The following is a 15,920-nucleotide window of genomic DNA, read 5'->3' on the forward strand; positions in this document are numbered from 1 at the left end:
GATTTCGACCTCGTCATTCGTGACTACAACACGGTCGACCAGCAATAGCACGAGCTGTCGACGCAGCTCGAAGGTGGCATTCGCCAGACCGTGCTGCACCTGCTCACGAAAAGCCTCCAGTGAGGTCGCCAAACCGGCGAGTTGTTGCTGGCGTTGTGCATCGTTGTACAGAAGCTCCTCCTGGTCAGCCATCGCTTGCATGCGGTGCTCCAGGTCGCGGCCACGCCGTTCTTCCACTCTGAGCGAGCCAATGAGGCCGGTACCAAGCGTTAGATTGCAACCACTCTCATGTTCGCCATTTCAAGCAGCAGGCAACAGAAAAGTTCTGGCTTATCTGGCCAGCGGTTGAGGACAGCTGCACCCTGGATTTGCTTCGCTTAAGTGGAGAGCGGTTTGGTAGCTATCCGGCCAGCCTTTCGAACTGAACCGGACTGACATAATCGAGTGTCGAATGACGCCGGACGGGATTGTAAAACCCATCGATGTAACGACCAATCGCCTTCTTGGCCTCGGCCCTCGTCTGGAAGACGGTGCGCCAGACCAGTTCGGATTTCAAGGTCTTGAAGAAGGTCTCGACCACGGCATTTTCGAAACAATTGCCTGTCCCGGACATGGAGATCCGGATGCCGTGTTTCCTCAACTCGGCCTGATAGGCTGTCGAGCAATATTGACTGCCGCGGTCCGCGTGATGGGTCAGCCCCTCACCAAGTCTTCGGATCGCCAGAGCCTTGCGCAGCGCCTCCAGCGCCAGCTCCGTGTGGAGGCTGTCACTGACCGCCCAGCCGACCACCCGCCGAGCAAAGAGATCGAGAATCACAGCCAGGGAGAGCCAGCCCTCGTTCGTCCACAGATAGGAGATATCCGCGGCCCACTTCTGGTTCGGGCGCTCGGCCGAGAAGTCCTGCTCGAGCAGGTTGGGCGCGATCGGAAAAGCGTGATGGCTGTCGGTGGTGCGCTTGAAGCGGCGCTTCTGCCGGGCCTTGAGGCCGTTCTCGCGCATCAACCGAGCCGTCCGGCGGCGTCCCACCGTTAGGCCCTCGTCCTGCAACTCACGAGTCATGCGCGGGCTGCCATAGGTCTCATGCGAGAGGGTGAAGGCCGAGCGAATGTGGGCCAGAAGCACCAGATCCTCGCGCTGGCGCGGGCTGGCTGGACGCGAGCGCCAGGCGAAGTAGCCGCTTTGGCTGACACCGAGAGTCTGGCACAGGCGCGTGACGGGGAAGCTCTCTTTCGCCACATCGATGAACTGAAACTTCATCGACTTCCCTCCTTGGCGAAAAAAGCCGTAGCCTTCTTCAGGATCTCCCGCTCCTGGCGCAGGATCTCGTTCTCGCGCCGCAGCCGCTTCAGCTCGACCGCCATGTCCTCCTGGCGTTCTTCCGGCGGATCGTCGATCTCACGCTCGCGGCGGCGATCGAGCCAGTGGCGCAGGGTCGACAGGCCGACGCCGAGATCAGCGGCAATCGCCCGTCGGCTGCGGCCACTGGTCAAGGCGAGCCGTACAGCCTCATCCTGAAACTCTTTCGTAAAGCGTGTCTGGGGCATGGAGATCCTCCTGCTTCATGAGAGGCTCTCCATCTTTTCGGAGCAAGTCCAGGGTGAACCGTTCGACGCTCGCGCGCTGGATGGCGGAGCACCAGGATATGCGGCCTTCGTCGGCCACGCCGCCCAATGAGGACATCGTGGACGAGCTCAAGCGCCTCCGCCGCGAGAACGAGGTGCTGCGCCAAGAGCGCGACATCCTCAAGAAGGCCACCGCTTTTTTCGTCAAGGAGGGAAGTCGATGAGGTTCAAGCTCATCGATGCGGCGAAAGCGGAATTCCCCATCCAGCGCCTGTGCCAGGTTCTTGAGGTGAGCCAGAGCGGGTACTTTGCCTGGCGAAGTCGTCCGGCGTGCCAGCGTCAGCGCGACGATCGGGTGCTGCTCGCCCATGTCCGGTCCGCCTTTCGAGAGTCGCATGGCACCGATGGCAGCCCACGGATGACGCGCGAACTCCAGGATCAGGGCCTGCCAATCGGTCGCCGTCGGACGGCCCGACTGATGCGCGAGAACGGCCTCAAGGCCCGGCAGAAGCGCCGCTTCAAGCGCACCACCGACAGCCACCACGCCTTTCCTATTGCGCCCAACCTGCTCGAGCAGGACTTCTCGGCCGAGCGCCCGAACCAGAAGTGGGCCGCGGATATCTCCTAGATACTGTCGGCGAATTCCCTGTTGGCTATTCAGCAAGAGGAGGAATCCATGAGCCTTCATCCCGAGCCGATTGGTGAGATCCCGGCCGAGACCGTGCGAGTTGCCCGGGCAGCTTTCCCTAAGGGCAACATTGTGGCCCGGCTCCGGGATGAATTTAGCATCCTCTACCAGGATGAGGACTTCCGACGGTTCTACCCGAGCCGGGGGCAACCCGCCCTTGCGCCGTGGCGGCTGGCTTTGATCACGATCTTCCAGTTCCTCGAGCACCTCAGCGATCGACAAGCCGCTGACGCTGTCCGGGCCCGGATCGACTGGAAGTACGCCCTGGGGCTCGAGCTGACTGATCCCGGGTTCCACTTCAGCGTGCTCACCGAATTTCGGGCCCGCCTTGTCGCCGGCCAAGCGGAGCATCTGCTGTTGGACACCATGCTCGAGCGGTTCAAGGCCCGCGGTCTGATCAAAGCGCGCGGCAAGCAACGCACCGACAGCACGCATGTGTTGGGGGCCGTGCATGACCTCCATCTTCTCGAACTTGTCGCTGAGACGCTGCGCGCCACTCTCGATGATCTGGCCGCCGTTGTTCCGGACTGGATTCGCGTGATCGCTCAGCCGGCGTGGTTCGAGCGCTATGCACATCGCATTGAGGACTATCGTCTGCCCAAGAGCCGGGAGAAGCGTGAAGCTCTCTCGCTGGAGATTGGCACGGACGGGTTCTTCCTGCTCGACGCCTTGGACGATGCGAGCGCACCGGCTGCGGCTCGAGCGGTGCCGATGGTGCAGACGCTGCGCGACGTGTGGCGGGTGCATTACGCACGGGACGATGGGCGGCCGCGCTGGCGGGCGGGAGCGGAACTGCCACCGGTCGGCGAACGGCTGCAGTCGCCCTATGATCCCGAGATGCATTACTGCACAAAGCGTCAGATGGAGTGGTCCGGCTACAAGGTCCACGTCACCGAGACCTGCGATGACGATGCCGCGCACCTGATCACGCACGTCAAGACCTGCCCGGCCATGGAGCAGGACATGACGAGCACGGCCGAGATCCATGCGTGCCTGGCCGCCAAAGGCCTCCTCCCTTCTGAGCATTACGTGGACTCGGCCTACATTGATGCGGCCTTGTTGGTCAGCAGCCGGCGGGACCACGGGATCTCGCTCGAGGGGCCGGTGCGGGGCGTATCGTCCTGGCAGGCCCGCACGGGACAGGGATATGATCTGCCCAACTTCGTGATCGACTGGGAGCGCGAACAAGTAACCTGCCCACAGGGTAAGGTCTCCGTGACGTGGCGCGTCGCGCGCAGAGAGGATGGAAGCCCGCGCATCAATGCCGTGTTCAGCCGCTCTGATTGTGGAGCCTGCGTCGTCAGAGCGCTGTGCACGCCCGCGAAGGAAGCCCGCCGCGCCGTCTACTTCCACACGCGCCAGGAGTACGAGGCATTGAATGCAGCCCGATCCCGGATGCACGATCCCACATGGAAGGAGCGGTATCATATCCGGGCTGGCGTCGAGGGCACTCTCTCACAGGGTGTGCGGGTATTCGGAATGCGCCGGAGCCGGTATATCGGGCTCCTGAAGACCGGCCTCCAGGAAGTGTGTTCGGCGGCTGCGATGAACGTCTTGCGGGTCGTACACTGGTTGGACGGATGGCCGCGCACCAAGACGCGCGTGACCCGCTTTGCTGCGTTGGCGCCAGCCCTCTGAATTCGCCGACAGTATCTCTCCTATCTGTGGACGAACGAGGGCTGGCTCTACCTGGCCGTGGTCCTCGATCTCTTTGCTCGGCGGGTGGTCGGCTGGGCGGTCAGTGACAGCCTCCACACGGAGCTGGCGCTGGAGGCGCTGCGCAAGGCTCTGGCGATCCGAAGACCTGGTGAGGGGCTGACCCATCACGCGGACCGCGGCAGTCAATATTGCTCGACAGCCTATCAGGCCGAGTTGAGGAAACACGGCATCCGGATCTCCATGTCCGGGACAGGCAATTGTTTCGACAATGCCGTGGTCGAGACCTTCTTCAAGACCTTGAAATCCGAACTGGTCTGGCGCACCGTCTTCCAGACGAGGGCCGAGGCCAAGAAGGCGATTGGTCGTTACATCGATGGGTTTTACAATCCCGTCCGGCGTCATTCGACACTCGATTATGTCAGTCCGGTTCAGTTCGAAAGGCTGGCCGAATAGCTAACAAACCGCTCTCCACTAAACTGAAGCAAATCCAGAGAGCTGCTGACGGGCTTGGCGCAAGGCCCGCACCGCCGCCAGACGGGCCCGGGCCAGGTCTCGCAGGGCCTCATGGGCCGGATCCGGAACCCAGACGGAGGTGAGTTCGCCGGCCCGATGCAGCCTGGCCAGATTGCTGGCATCGCGTCGGTCGGTCTTGATGCGCTCGCCCGGCTTGCGCGGGATCAGCGAGGGAGCCACCACCACACACTCGTGCCCGGCCGCCGTTAGTTGACGCTGGATACCATAGCCGCACGGACCCGCTTCGTAGCAGAACCGCAGGGTGCGGCCTGTGCATCCCAGCTTGTCCGCCAGCTTTTTGAGATCTGCAGGCGTGTTGGTGATCCGACCATACTCGCGCACGTCGCCGCGCTGGCCCTCTTCCGCCAGCGCCACCGTGATGGTGTCTTTGTGCACATCCAGTCCGACAAAGATGATAGGCTGATCCATGACCCGTCTCCGATGCATGAGGCTCGGCACCGAACCATCCGGCGCAATCCTCGAACACCTGCATACTGCGAGACGGGTCGCCCCAATCTCAGGCGAACATTTGGTCTAAGCAGCGATTCGGTGGTTGGCCAACGGATGGCGACTTCGCTCGCAATTGAGCATCGCGACCGCCTCGTGGATGGCATCATCGAGGTTCTCTGGACCCGCGAAAGTCTGGTGAGCAAGATGATGCTGCTTCAGATCGCGCCAGAGCTCTTCGATGGCGTTGAGTTCGGGAGCGTACTTTGGCAGCCATTCGACCGTGAGCCAGGGCGCCCGCTCGGCGAGGGCGGCGCGCGTCGCCTTGCTGGTGTGGATCGGGCCATTATCGAGGACGAGCACGATCGGCTTCGTCGCACGAGCGGACGTTGGGCCATACTGCGTGTCGATCTGGTCCAGCAGCGCGATGAAATCGGCACTGCGCTTGCTCCGGCTGGTGCGCACGATCAGGTCCCGCGGGGCCCAGTCGAGCAGACCGAGCATCGCCACCTTGGCGGCTTGGCCGGGCGCGGGAATGCGCAGATCCGCGCCCTTCTTGGCCCAAGCATGGGCGAGATAGGGGTGGGTGAGCGCTTGGCCGGGCGCGGGAATGCGCAGATCCGCGCCCTTCTTGGCCCAAGCATGGGCGAGATAGGGGTGGGTGAGCGCTTCGGATTCATCCCCGAACAAGAGCACGATATCGCCCGCCTCGGCCTGCGCCTTCAGGAGCTTGCGGCGCAGGCCGGCGCGATCCACGGCGTCTGCATCCTGGCGGCCCTTCAGGGTATGGCGCGGCCGGCGCCAGCGGAAATCCCCCTTTGGCGCAACACGACCGAAAGCCGTGAGCGCGAGATGCGCACGCCGGAGCGCTTCTCGATCTCGTCGGCCAGCCGCGGCAAGGTCCAGTTGGGGCGATTTGCGACCGATCCCGCCAGAACCGCCTCGGCCACCGCGAGCGCCCGCTCGGCCTTGACCGGTGCCGGTCCCGGGGCAACGGATCGCCGCAGCGCGTCGACCCCACCCGTCATGAAAGCGCTGCGCCAGAGCCGCACGGTATCCTCGCGCACGCCGAAGGCCTCGGCGATCCGCGGGCTCGTCCAGCCCGCCAGGGTCAGCAGGAGCGCCCGCGCCCGATCCGCCTCGCCCCGATCGCGCGAGTGGCTGAGAGCCATGAGCTCACGCCGCTGCGCGGCGCTTGCGACAACAGGGGATTTGCCCGCCATGATCCGCATCCCGAACCAAACTATGAGATGGAATCACAGACAGCATCCGTTGGCCACCCCGCTGAAACCTGCTTAGGTCAGGTCTTCGGTAATCTGCACGATAGGCTGCACACTGGTGAAGTTAGGAATATCATCAAGAATTTCCTGACCATGGGCTTGAACCGCATTCTGGAAGTCTTCCAGGGTGCGGAAGGTGAGCAAGGCAATCACCTGATAGGGTGCAGGACTGCCATCTAGCGAGCTAACCCCCCGCATTTGACGCTGGTCTTCCAGGCCCATAGATCGCCAGCGCTCCCTCACAAAGGGGACGTGCTTGTGCAGGTAGTAGTCATAATTGAACGATGAACCGGGTTCGTTCGGATACAGAGCACTGATAACAACCATCGCTCCCTCCCTGAGCCAGTAGGATCCAGCTTCCCATGAGGTTCTGCTTCAGATGTTCGATCAGCAAGAGGGTTTAAGCTGCGTCCGTTGGGCCTGTCTCAAAACAGAAGATCCCCGGTTCCATAAAGGCGCTTATCGGAAATTCACGTGTAGAACCCCGTTAGAAAGGTCACTCCTCTCCCCGTTACAAATGTCACTCTCCCTGGGTGATGGTGCTGGGGAGATTGGGTCTGATGACGGTGATCGGGATGAGCCGGCCGGAGATCGATCGGGTTCACATTCTGCGGGACGTCGTGGCGGAGCGAATTACGGTGCGCGAAGCTGCCCAACTGCTGCGGATCACACGGCGCCAAGTGTTCCGATTACTCAAGGCCTATCAGACCGGTGGTCCCACGGCCTTGGTGTCGCGCCGGCGCGGCAAGCCCAGCAACCGCTCCTACCCGGCGGCGCTGCGGACCGAGGTGCTGGCGCTGATCACAGCCAACTATGCCGATTTCGGCCCGACGCTCGCCTGCGAGAAGCTCGCCGAGCGGCACGGCATCGATCTGGGTGTCGAGACGATCCGGCGCTGGATGATCGCGGCGGGTCTCTGGCAGGAGCGCCGGCAGAAGCTCAAAGGGGTGCACCAGCCGCGCTATCGGCGCGACTGCGTCGGCGAACTCGTCCAGATCGACGGCTCCGAGCACTACTGGTTCGAGGATCGCGGCCCACCCTGCACGCTTCTGGTCTACATTGACGATGCCACCAGCCGGCTGATGCACCTGAAGTTCGTCGAGACCGAGTCGACCTTTGATTATTTCCGATCGACCCGGGAGTACCTGGAGGCCTACGGCAAGCCGGTGGCGTTCTACTCCGACAAGCATGCCGTCTTCCGCGTCAACGGCAAAGGAGCGGTGGGCGGTGACGGCATGACCCAGTTCGGGCGAGCCCTGCATCAGCTCAACATCGACATCATCTGCGCCAACTCGCCCCAAGCCAAAGGCCGCGTCGAGCGCGCCAACGGCACCTTGCAGGACCGCCTGGTCAAGGAGATGCGACTGGCTGGGATCTCGACCCTTGAGGCGGGCAATGCCTTCCTGCCGGCATTCATGGCGGACTTCAACCGCCGCTTTGCCAAGGCGCCCTACAGCGACAAGGACCTGCATCGCCCGCTCAGCGAGGACGATGAGCTGGATGACGTGTTCGCCTGGCGGGAGGAGCGGACGGTCTCGCGCAATCTGACCCTGCAGTACGACCAGGTGCTGTTCATCCTCGAGCCGAACGCGATCACGCTGTCCCTCGCCCGCCAGCGGGTGACCGTCTACGACTATCCGGATGGGCGCTTTGCCATCAAGCACAAGGGCCTGGAGCTGCCCTACAGGCCCTTTGACCGACGCCAGCAGGTGGATCAGGCGGCGGTCGTCGAGAACAAGCGGCTGGGTCCGGTTCTGGCCTACATTGCCGAGCGGCAGAAGGAGCTCGACATGAGCCGGAGCAACAGCGCCCCGCGGCGGCGCGGCCAAGGCAAGAGCCTGTTCAAGGTGGGTTGAGCTCTCAGCAGTCACTCCCCGGAGGTGACATCTCTAATGAGGACAATCAGAGACTTGTCTAACGAGTTCTGACATCACGTGCCCTCACAAATGACATCAGAAGTGCAAACGAGAGATGCACAGTCTCGGCGCAATCGGCTAAACCAACCAAGATGACACCCAAGGCTTTCTTCCGCTGGGTCGCATGGCTGCTCCTGCTTGCCATTGCGGTCTTCACCCTCACGCCAATTGAACTTCGGCCCGTCACTGGGGCTTCGGTCAGCTTGGAGCGGTTTGCCGCCTTTGCTGCCATTGGAGCCGCCTTTTGCCTCGGCTATCCAAAACACCGCCTCTCCATCCTTGTTCTGCTGGTCGGGATCGTCGGGTTCCTTGAGGTCGCCCAGAACCTTGTCCCGGGCCGCCATGGTCACCTTCCGGACGGCTTGGTGAAGGCATCAGGCGCTCTCCTCGGAGCCGCGTTCGCCACGTTCGTTACCCGCCGTGAGCGCGTTTCATAAAGCATCTTCTCGGAATCCGTCGACGAAGCTGTTCTCTATTCGGCCTTGCTGCAATTGCGGTAACGGCGCACCAACACATAGCCGCCAGCCAAGAGCAGGAAGGGCAGGCCAGCCCCTGCAATCGGGCCAAGTACGCCTGTGCCGCCGCCCGGCTTGCCCCCAGGTTTCTCCCAGGCTTGCCGCCGCCATGAGAGTTCACGAACTCGGAGATCCATTTGACCCCTGCCCCCACTTGGGTCGGAACCACATAGGAAACGCTCACGGCGCCGAACAGGGTCGCCGCTGCAAGGATATTTAGCCAGGAGCGTATCAAGACATCCTGTGAGGTGACTTCATCTCTATCGGCCAACGTCGGACCTTGAGGTTTCATCCTGCCTCTCAGCCAAAGGTGTTGAGGCCAACCTGCCGGAGGTACCTCCCTGGAGACTCATTGCATTCATAAGGGCAGTTGCTAATCGGCCTTGAGAGGCGTTGTCCTTTCAGGGGTCCCTTTCCATGAGGTGTGTTATGTTAAAGCAAATTACCTTGGCCACATTGCTTGTGGCGGCAACGGCAACCGTGCCCGCTCTGGCCCATCATAAGGCAGGCCATAGCGGCGGCGGTGGAGGCGGTGGAGGCTCCATAGGCGGCGGCGGCGGTGGAGGCGGTGGCAATAAAGGGGTTCCTGGCCCGATTGCCGGAGCCGGGCTGCCGTTCCTGCTGATCGCAGGCGGCTATGTCTTGGTCCGCCGCTACCGTACCCGTAGCACGGCAGAAACCAGCTCACCGACAATCGTTAGTTAGCCTCACAGCATGCACTGTCGGGTCGAGCGCCCGAAGCGCTGAAGCATTCACACAAGTATTCACGCTAGCACTAGCGGCTAGCCTTTGCATGATGAGGGGCCGATGCCGGATGTACACACGGCCCCATCTGCCTTTTGGCCTACTTCTGCCGGCGAGAGCCAGCGCTCATGCGAACAGGAAATAGCCACTACTCAGGTCTGTCACGCCCTTGACGGTAATATCGTCGGCAGCAGCGAAGTGGATGACACTGCTGTCCCCGGACGTGTCGATGCTCAGATCGGTAAAGGTGTGGATCCCCTCAGCCGCAAACGCGGTCAGGTCGATCTTGTCCTTGCTGGTCTGAAAGTCTCCAATCGTATCGTGTCCGTTGGGCGGAGCGAACACGAAGACATCGTTTCCACCACCGCCGGTCATGCTGTCGTCACCCGTGCCGCTAACCAAGGTGTCCTTGCCGGGCCCGCCGTCGAGCACGTTGTCCGTGCCACCGATCACCGTCAGCTGGTCGTCTCCGGCCCCGCCATCGAGCCGGTTCTCGGCAAAGGAGCCTTCCACGGCATCCGGAGAAGCCTTCACCGACAGGAAAGCCTCGAGCGTGTCGTCGCCGAAGCCTCCGTTCAGGATGTTCGACAGGTGATAGGAGGTGAGAAGATCCTCTGGCTGTGTACCGCTGGCCTCAAGGTGGGCGGTCAGGGTGTCGTTGCCCGTGCCGCCGTCGAGATGGTTCTTGGCCGTGGAATTATCTACCCTGTCGGGAAATTCTGACGTGATCGACAGGGTAGCCTCGAGGGAATCGTCGTCGGCACCTCCGTTCAAGATGTTCGACAGGTGGTACAGATCCCCGCCCGCGAGTCCCCCGAGGGGGATGGCATCGATGCTGGCATTCAGCGTATCCCGGCCCGTATCGCCCTCTAATTGGTTTACGGAGAGAATTTGGCCGTCACCGGAGTGAATGGATTCGGCCGCGAGAGTGTCATCACCTATCCCGCCGTTAAGGTAGTTGGTTGCGTCGATGAAGCCGTTGCCGCTGGTATTATGGCGCGCCTCCAAGGTATCGCTGCCCTGGTCGCCCCAAAGTTCGTTGATCGCAGGAGCACTTGACGAGTTGGTGCCCGTTGTGGCGGAGGCCGTCATCAGATCATCACCAGAGCCGCCATGCAGAGAGTTCTTCACCAGTTGGATGGTGTTGGAATTGCCGATGGCCGTGGCATCCATGACATCATTGCCGCCGCCGCCATCGAGGATATTGATAGCTGTACCTCCTATGCCGTCGAATTCCGTTCGAGCGCGAGCGGTAATGTCGTCACTCCCAGCTCCACCGTCGACGATATTCATGGCTGTATGTGGGTCACGGACAGCGCCTTGCGCATCCGCATCGGCGTTGATCGTATCATCGCCTTCCCCCCCGAGAATATGGGTCTCGACGTTTACAGTTCCGGTTGTAGCGCCATTCAACTTGGCAGTCGCGTTGATGGTGTCGTCGCCTGAATCGCCATTGCTCAGAACGTCGGCGGTCAACACTTGCTGGGTCGGGAGATCCAAGCCTCCCTGAAGGGCAACAGTCGCATCGAGCGTATCATTGCCTGCTCCACCGAGCTGCACGGCTACGCCGTGAGCGGATTGGCTATCCTGCACCGTAACGGTGTCGTTGGTAGTCAGCGTATCGTTGCCGCGTCCGCCGATCAGGGCCGTGCGGTTCAAGGTACTGCTCAGGTCATCATCGCCCCCCAGGCCTAACACCACATCGCCATCAGCGGCTGTTCTGAGAGTATCATTGCCACGTGTGCCGACGATCACGTCATGAATTGGGGTAATCAGGGACAGCCAATTGCGGGATGTTGCATCACCCCCGATTTGGTTGTCGTCCTTGCTGGTTGTGTCAGTGAAGGTCGCCATCATCGTGCTCCTGGTGCTGCAAGCCCCCAAGGAACCGGAAAGTGGAACGCCGTCTCAATGATCGGGATGGCGCGTCTGCAAGTTCACTGTGCTCCTCGACTCTACGGTTATGTAATCAGTCACGCTTAATGCGACAAAGTCATGAGAATTGGCAGGTTATAGCGCTCCATGCCATATTTCTAACCCGAATGATTAGCTCACTACACCCGGCTATTTGCCAAGCTCAATTGGGTATGCGAGGTAATCAGTAAGTCCGATAACTAACAAATCGGCAGCATTTTCTTTCGACTAAGGCTGCCATATTCTCCGATTGCTACGGTTGTTGTATTGTCACCGCCGCACGTGCTGCACCGGGTTGATCCGGTAAAGACGCACCAGTAGCTCGCGCCCATGATGTCGTCGGTTTGCCAAACCCCGACGGTGACGGGAAAGACCGGCGGCGCGGCGGTGTCATCGATCCAGAGGACCACGGGCGTGCCGTCGCGAGGTGCAGTGCTAACTGGGCCCCAGCCGCCGCTCATGATCGTTCTCGACCTGGTGGATGAACCTCACCGAGCCTTATCAACGACAGGCAGAAGCCTTTGTTCGCGGTTCCATACTGGGGTCCGGAACAAGATCTGCTCCCAAAAACACGCCGGCATTATCAACCAAACGCAGCTTTTCCTTTGCAGCTAAGCTTTTGCGTGAGCTTCTGATCCCGTGATCGATGGCCGGATCGGGAGGTCAGCATGCAGCTATCTGTAGGTGAGATACTGGGTAGGATCACGACCGTGTCGGATATGATCCGAGTCTTCCAGGATGAGGATCATTGCCGGTATCTGCTTGAGGCCATGGCGTGGCCCAAGGGACGGATCTGCGCGGCCTGCGGCTATCGCGGCTCCATCGCCCTGATGGGTCGGCAGAACAGGAGGCGAGCACGATCCGGCCTATACCAGTGCTCGAATGGCGTCTGTCGCTCGCAGTTCACAGTCACGACCCGCACGCCTCTGCATGCGACCAAGCTCCCGCTTCGGGTGTGGCTGTCCGGCCTCTGGCTGATGCTGCAGTCGGACAAGGGCATCTCCTCTATCCGTCTAGCCGAGGCCCTCGGCGTCAGCCAGCCGACGGCCTGGCGCATGGGCCATGCCCTGCGCCTCATGGTCGGGCGCGAGCAGGCTCTGGATGGAGTGGCTAAGATTGATGGCCTCTATGTCGGCAGCAAGCCATGGCGGGAGATGAACTATTCTCCACCCGGCCGTGGACGCAAAGGTGAGCCGAAGACCTTGAAAACACCGGCCCTTGTGGCCGTGCAGCGGCCGCCGGATCTGAGTGTTGGTGCATCCGCTGGTGAGACTCGGGCCGCGGTGATTGAGGATCTGTCGGAGTCCGAGGCTGATCGGGTTCTCACGGAAGCCGTCGATCCAAAGGCTCATCTGATGAGCGATGAATGGAAGGAGTTTGTGTCTCTGGGCGGCGCCTTTTCGGCCCATGACACCGTGCACCATAAGGCTCGCAAGTATGCCCGCGGTCCAGTTCATATCAATTCAGCGGAAGGCTTCAATGACCGGGTCCGCCGCACGGTCTCGGGTGCGTTTCATCACATCAGCCCACATTTGGCGGATCTTTACTTCAATGAGATTGGCTTTCACTGGTCCCAGCGGGTGGTCACAGGCCAGGCGCCGCGAAGGACGCGCAAAGGCCGTCAGGTGACCAAGTGAGGATACCGACGAAGCCGTCCACTTCGTCCAATCTGAAGCCGTCCAGGCATTCCGATTTCAAGCCGTCCGTGGTTCCGAGGTGAAGTCGTCCACCTGAGCGCCGCTCTTCGGGTCGTTGATGGATGGTGGTTGAGGCGGTGGCGCTGGTCAAGCGTCGGCTTGCGCGTGGCGGGTCTTGCGCAGGCTCTCGCCGGTGAGAGTGATCCGGTAGGCGTTGTGCACGACCCGATCGAGAATGGCGTCAGCCAGAGTTGGAAGGCTGCCGATCATCGCGTACCAGTTCTCGACCGGCACTTGGCTGGTGATCAGCAACGAACCGGCATCATAGCGGTCCTCGACGATCTCCAGCAGATCGCGCTGCTGCTCGCCGGTGAGCGCCTCAGGACCCCAGTCGTCGAGCACCAGCAGCTTGGCCCGGGCGAGTGTGCGTAACAGGCGAGAGTAGCGGCCATCGCTGCGGGCGAGATCGAGCGCTGCAAACAGCCGCGGCACACGATGGTAGAGCACCGACAGATCCTCCCGGCAGGCGCGGTGTCCAAGGGCGCAGGCGAGCCAGCTCTTTCCGACGCCGCACGGGCCGGTGATCAACAGATTGCGCCGCTCGCGGATCCAGTCGCAGGACGCCAGCTTGAGAAACAGTGCCCGGTCGAGGCCGCGCGCGGCCCGGAAGTCGACATCCTCGACGCTGGCAGGATGGCGCAGTTTGGCTGTCTTGGCCCGGGTCTCGAAGCGCTTCTGCTGGCGCGTCGTCACTTCATGATCGAGGATCAGGCCGAGCCATTCGGCATGGCCGAGCGCGTCAGCCTCGGGATTGGCGCCGAGCGCCTTGAAGCCCTTGGCCATGCCGTGCAGGCCCAGCGCGTGGAGCTGGTCGAGGGTGGGATGGGTCAACATGGTCGGTCTCCGTTCAGTGGAAATACCCCGGTCCGCGGACGTTGGGGTGGGTGATCACGGGCGTGTCGGCCGCCGGGGCGGGAGCACGCTCGTGGTAGGTGTCGAGTAGCGACACGATGCTCTTGTAGGTCAGCGCCCGGATCGCCAGGGCTTTGGCCGCGACCGCCTCGACACGCTCCTTCGGGATGCCGCGCATGTGCTGCAAAACCCCGATGCAGGTGCGAAAGCCCTGCTCGGGATGGCGGCGCGCCGACAGGATGGCGGCAATCAGTCCCTCGGTGTGGGGGCCGATCACCGCCGCCCAGGAGCGGAAGCGCTCGGGCGACCAGGCGGCATAGCGGCGATGAGAGCTCGGCATGTGCTCGGCCTGCGTGCCGTGCGCCCGTCCCGCGAAACGCCGCGCGTGGGCAGCCACGCGCCCGCCCTTGTGGAAGGCCTCGATCGTGCGTTGGGTGACGCGCACCTCGACCTGCTGGCCGATGAGGCCAAACGGCACCGAGTAGAAGAAGCCCTCGACCTCGATGTGATAGTCGAGCCCAACCCGGGCGAACTGCCAGTGCGCGAAGACGTAGTCCTGCGCCGGCAATGGTGCGAGGGCCGGCTTCTCGATGGTCTCGAACACCTGGCGCCGGCTGACGCCGAGCCGGCGCATGGGCACACTGTTCATGCGCGTGACGGCCTCGGCGATGGCCGCATTGGCCTCCTGGAGCGAGAAGAAGGTGCGGTGGCGCAGGCGGCCGAGAATGTAGAATTGGGCGAAGCGCACGCCGGACTCGACTTTTGCCTTATCCTTCGGGCGACGCGGTCGGGCCGGAAGAATGCCGACCTCGTAGTGGGCCGCCATCTTGCCGTAGCTGCGGTTGATCTCGGGATCGTAGAACGAGGCCTTGTGGACGCCGCTCTTCAGGTTGTCCGGGACAACGAGCTTGGTCACGCCGCCATGGAAGCGGAACATGCGCACATGGGCTTCGATCCAATCCGGCAGGGTCTGGGTCCAGGTCGCTTCGGCATAGGTCAGGTTGGAGGCGCCGAGTACGGCCACGAAGATCTCGGCGTGGCGGATCTCGCCGGTGAGCGGATCGACGATCGGCAGCTTCTTGCCGGAATAATCGACGAAGACCTTGTCGCCGGCGACGTGATGCTGGCGCATGGTCGGCGTCAGGCGGCGCTCGAAGGAGCGAAACAGATCGCAGAAGCGCGAATAGCCGTATCCGTCCGGATGATCCGCGAGATATTCCTCGTGCAGGATGGCGATGCTGACGCCAGGCCGCTTGAGCTCCTGGACCAGGTGGGCCCAATCCGGCTCCGGCCGGCGGCGCGTTCCGATCCGGGCGCCCGCCCGGGCGAACAGCTTCTCCTCGAGGGCGGTATCGCTCAGGTCCTCCGGCAGGGGCCAGATCAGCCCGGCCGCCTTGGCCCGCTGGATGGCGTCCCGCACGGTCGAGCGCGCCGCGCCGACAATCCGGCCGATTGCGCGGTCGCTGGTTCCACTCGCGTGGAGCCGTAGCACTTGCCGCATCTGTCGCATGGTCATCTCTCTGTTTGCCGGCATCGCGTCCCTCTCTGGTGGAGAGGTCGAAATGCCCCAATTGGATGACCCGGTGCAGCACGGTTCTTCCGCCTGAGCCCTGGACGGGATCAAATCGGAAGGATGGACGGCTTCAGTTCGGAAGGGTGGACGGCATCAAATCGGAACCATGGACGACTTCAAGTCGGTACACATGGACGGATTGCGTCGGTATCCGCAACCAAGACCTTGTGGGCGCGAGTACCGCCTGCCTTGCAGCTCCTAGCGGTGTTTCGCTTCACCATTGGACGCGAGATGCGCCGAACCAAAGTGGGTGCGATTGACCTCGTCTCGAAAGTAGCGGTGTTTGGTTGATAATGCCGGCGTGTCAATGGGAACAGATCTTGCGCTGGCCCCAAGTTGGAACAAGTGCGGTTCTACCGTGATCTGGAGCCGAAACTGTCTGAGGCGCAGCGCGCCGGGCGCAAGCGCCAGGGCAAGCCCTTCCACGCCAAGATCGCCAACCGGCGAGAGGACGCGCTCCATAAGTGCGCGTTCCAGGCGATCGTGATTACGGATTCCAGAGGATCGTGATCATCCATTCCAGAGCATCGTGATCATGGTGGATTTGCTTCGCTTAAGT

At 62.1% G+C, this 15,920-nt stretch carries 10 protein-coding genes and 6 pseudogenes; 8 read left to right on the plus strand and 8 right to left on the minus strand.

Annotated elements, in window-relative coordinates:
- Positions 1 to 400: 400 nt before the first annotated feature.
- Positions 401 to 1,545 (minus strand): IS3 family transposase gene (locus BB934_RS28055; protein ID WP_418294777.1). Its coding sequence is split into 2 segments (ribosomal slippage): positions 401 to 1,287 and positions 1,287 to 1,545, totalling 1,146 coding nucleotides; the frame shifts between segments, so codons are not numbered across the junction.
- Between the two features lie 128 nt (positions 1,546 to 1,673).
- Here BB934_RS28055 and BB934_RS28060 point away from each other — a divergent pair.
- The 3 genes and pseudogenes from BB934_RS28060 to BB934_RS28070 all read left to right on the plus strand — a co-directional run.
- Positions 1,674 to 2,188, plus strand: a pseudogene (locus tag BB934_RS28060) (IS3 family transposase); the annotation flags it as partial.
- Between the two features lie 51 nt (positions 2,189 to 2,239).
- Complete coding sequence (locus tag BB934_RS28065) at positions 2,240 to 3,889, plus strand: IS1182 family transposase (protein WP_099513304.1); 1,650 nt, start codon at positions 2,240 to 2,242, stop codon at positions 3,887 to 3,889.
- Positions 3,890 to 3,904: 15 nt separating this feature from the next.
- Positions 3,905 to 4,363 (plus strand): annotated as a pseudogene (locus BB934_RS28070) (IS3 family transposase); the annotation flags it as partial.
- A 30-nt stretch (positions 4,364 to 4,393) separates the two neighbouring features.
- Here BB934_RS28070 and BB934_RS28075 read toward each other — a convergent pair.
- From BB934_RS28075 to BB934_RS28090, 4 genes and pseudogenes are all read right to left on the minus strand, one after another.
- Positions 4,394 to 4,852: pseudogene (locus tag BB934_RS28075) on the minus strand (IS110 family transposase); the annotation flags it as partial.
- A gap of 105 nt (positions 4,853 to 4,957) precedes the next feature.
- The gene (locus BB934_RS28080; RefSeq protein ID WP_418294790.1) at positions 4,958 to 5,971 is read right to left on the minus strand and encodes an IS630 family transposase; all 1,014 of its coding nucleotides are present in this window, start codon (positions 5,969 to 5,971) and stop codon (positions 4,958 to 4,960) included.
- Positions 5,911 to 6,102, minus strand: a pseudogene (locus BB934_RS51035) (helix-turn-helix domain-containing protein); the annotation flags it as partial. The pseudogene BB934_RS51035 and the gene BB934_RS28080, both read right to left, overlap by 61 nt.
- A gap of 63 nt (positions 6,103 to 6,165) precedes the next feature.
- Positions 6,166 to 6,477 carry an EthD family reductase gene (locus BB934_RS28090; protein WP_099513307.1) on the minus strand — a complete coding sequence of 104 codons (312 nt, stop codon included), beginning with the start codon at positions 6,475 to 6,477 and terminating at the stop codon, positions 6,166 to 6,168.
- 233 nt (positions 6,478 to 6,710) lie between these two features.
- Here BB934_RS28090 and BB934_RS28095 point away from each other — a divergent pair, with 233 nt between their 5' ends.
- Both BB934_RS28095 and BB934_RS28100 read left to right on the plus strand, forming a co-directional pair.
- Positions 6,711 to 8,006, plus strand: coding sequence for an ISNCY family transposase (locus BB934_RS28095; protein WP_099513308.1), 1,296 nt, complete (start codon positions 6,711 to 6,713; stop codon positions 8,004 to 8,006).
- 152 nt (positions 8,007 to 8,158) lie between these two features.
- Positions 8,159 to 8,503 carry a VanZ family protein gene (locus BB934_RS28100; protein WP_099513309.1) on the plus strand — a complete coding sequence of 115 codons (345 nt, stop codon included), beginning with the start codon at positions 8,159 to 8,161 and terminating at the stop codon, positions 8,501 to 8,503.
- A gap of 948 nt (positions 8,504 to 9,451) precedes the next feature.
- On the opposite strand, the gene BB934_RS28110 is transcribed toward BB934_RS28100, so the two are convergent.
- The gene (locus tag BB934_RS28110; RefSeq protein WP_157934364.1) at positions 9,452 to 11,182 is read right to left on the minus strand and encodes a calcium-binding protein; all 1,731 of its coding nucleotides are present in this window, start codon (positions 11,180 to 11,182) and stop codon (positions 9,452 to 9,454) included.
- Between the two features lie 725 nt (positions 11,183 to 11,907).
- On the opposite strand from BB934_RS28110, the pseudogene BB934_RS28115 reads away from it, so the two are divergent.
- Positions 11,908 to 12,873: pseudogene (locus BB934_RS28115) on the plus strand (IS1595 family transposase); the annotation flags it as partial.
- Positions 12,874 to 13,023: 150 nt separating this feature from the next.
- On the opposite strand, the gene istB reads toward BB934_RS28115, so the two are convergent.
- Together istB and istA are read right to left on the minus strand one after the other, a co-directional pair.
- A complete protein-coding gene (istB, locus tag BB934_RS28120) occupies positions 13,024 to 13,770 on the minus strand; it encodes an IS21-like element helper ATPase IstB (protein ID WP_099508289.1) in 747 nt (248 codons plus the stop codon).
- A gap of 13 nt (positions 13,771 to 13,783) precedes the next feature.
- Complete coding sequence (istA, locus tag BB934_RS28125) at positions 13,784 to 15,322, minus strand: IS21 family transposase (RefSeq protein ID WP_099508288.1); 1,539 nt, start codon at positions 15,320 to 15,322, stop codon at positions 13,784 to 13,786.
- Positions 15,323 to 15,520: 198 nt separating this feature from the next.
- Here istA and BB934_RS49395 point away from each other — a divergent pair.
- Positions 15,521 to 15,652: pseudogene (locus BB934_RS49395) on the plus strand (IS1595 family transposase); the annotation flags it as partial.
- A 54-nt stretch (positions 15,653 to 15,706) separates the two neighbouring features.
- Positions 15,707 to 15,871: a hypothetical protein gene (locus tag BB934_RS47410; RefSeq protein WP_157934365.1), complete on the plus strand. Its 165-nt coding sequence runs from the start codon at positions 15,707 to 15,709 to the stop codon at positions 15,869 to 15,871.
- Positions 15,872 to 15,920: the final 49 nt, after the last annotated feature.

The sequence above is a fragment of the Microvirga ossetica genome (genome assembly GCF_002741015.1).
Lineage (GTDB): Bacteria > Pseudomonadota > Alphaproteobacteria > Rhizobiales > Beijerinckiaceae > Microvirga > Microvirga ossetica.

Coding starts and splice junctions, on each gene's coding strand:
- BB934_RS28065 (WP_099513304.1), top strand. CDS start 2,240: ATGAGCCTTCATCCCGAGCCGATTGGTGAGATCCCGGCCGAGACCGTG.
- BB934_RS28090 (WP_099513307.1), bottom strand. CDS start 6,477: ATGGTTGTTATCAGTGCTCTGTATCCGAACGAACCCGGTTCATCGTTC.
- BB934_RS28095 (WP_099513308.1), top strand. CDS start 6,711: ATGACGGTGATCGGGATGAGCCGGCCGGAGATCGATCGGGTTCACATT.
- BB934_RS28100 (WP_099513309.1), top strand. CDS start 8,159: ATGACACCCAAGGCTTTCTTCCGCTGGGTCGCATGGCTGCTCCTGCTT.
- BB934_RS28110 (WP_157934364.1), bottom strand. CDS start 11,182: ATGATGGCGACCTTCACTGACACAACCAGCAAGGACGACAACCAAATC.
- istB (WP_099508289.1), bottom strand. CDS start 13,770: ATGTTGACCCATCCCACCCTCGACCAGCTCCACGCGCTGGGCCTGCAC.
- istA (WP_099508288.1), bottom strand. CDS start 15,322: ATGCCGGCAAACAGAGAGATGACCATGCGACAGATGCGGCAAGTGCTA.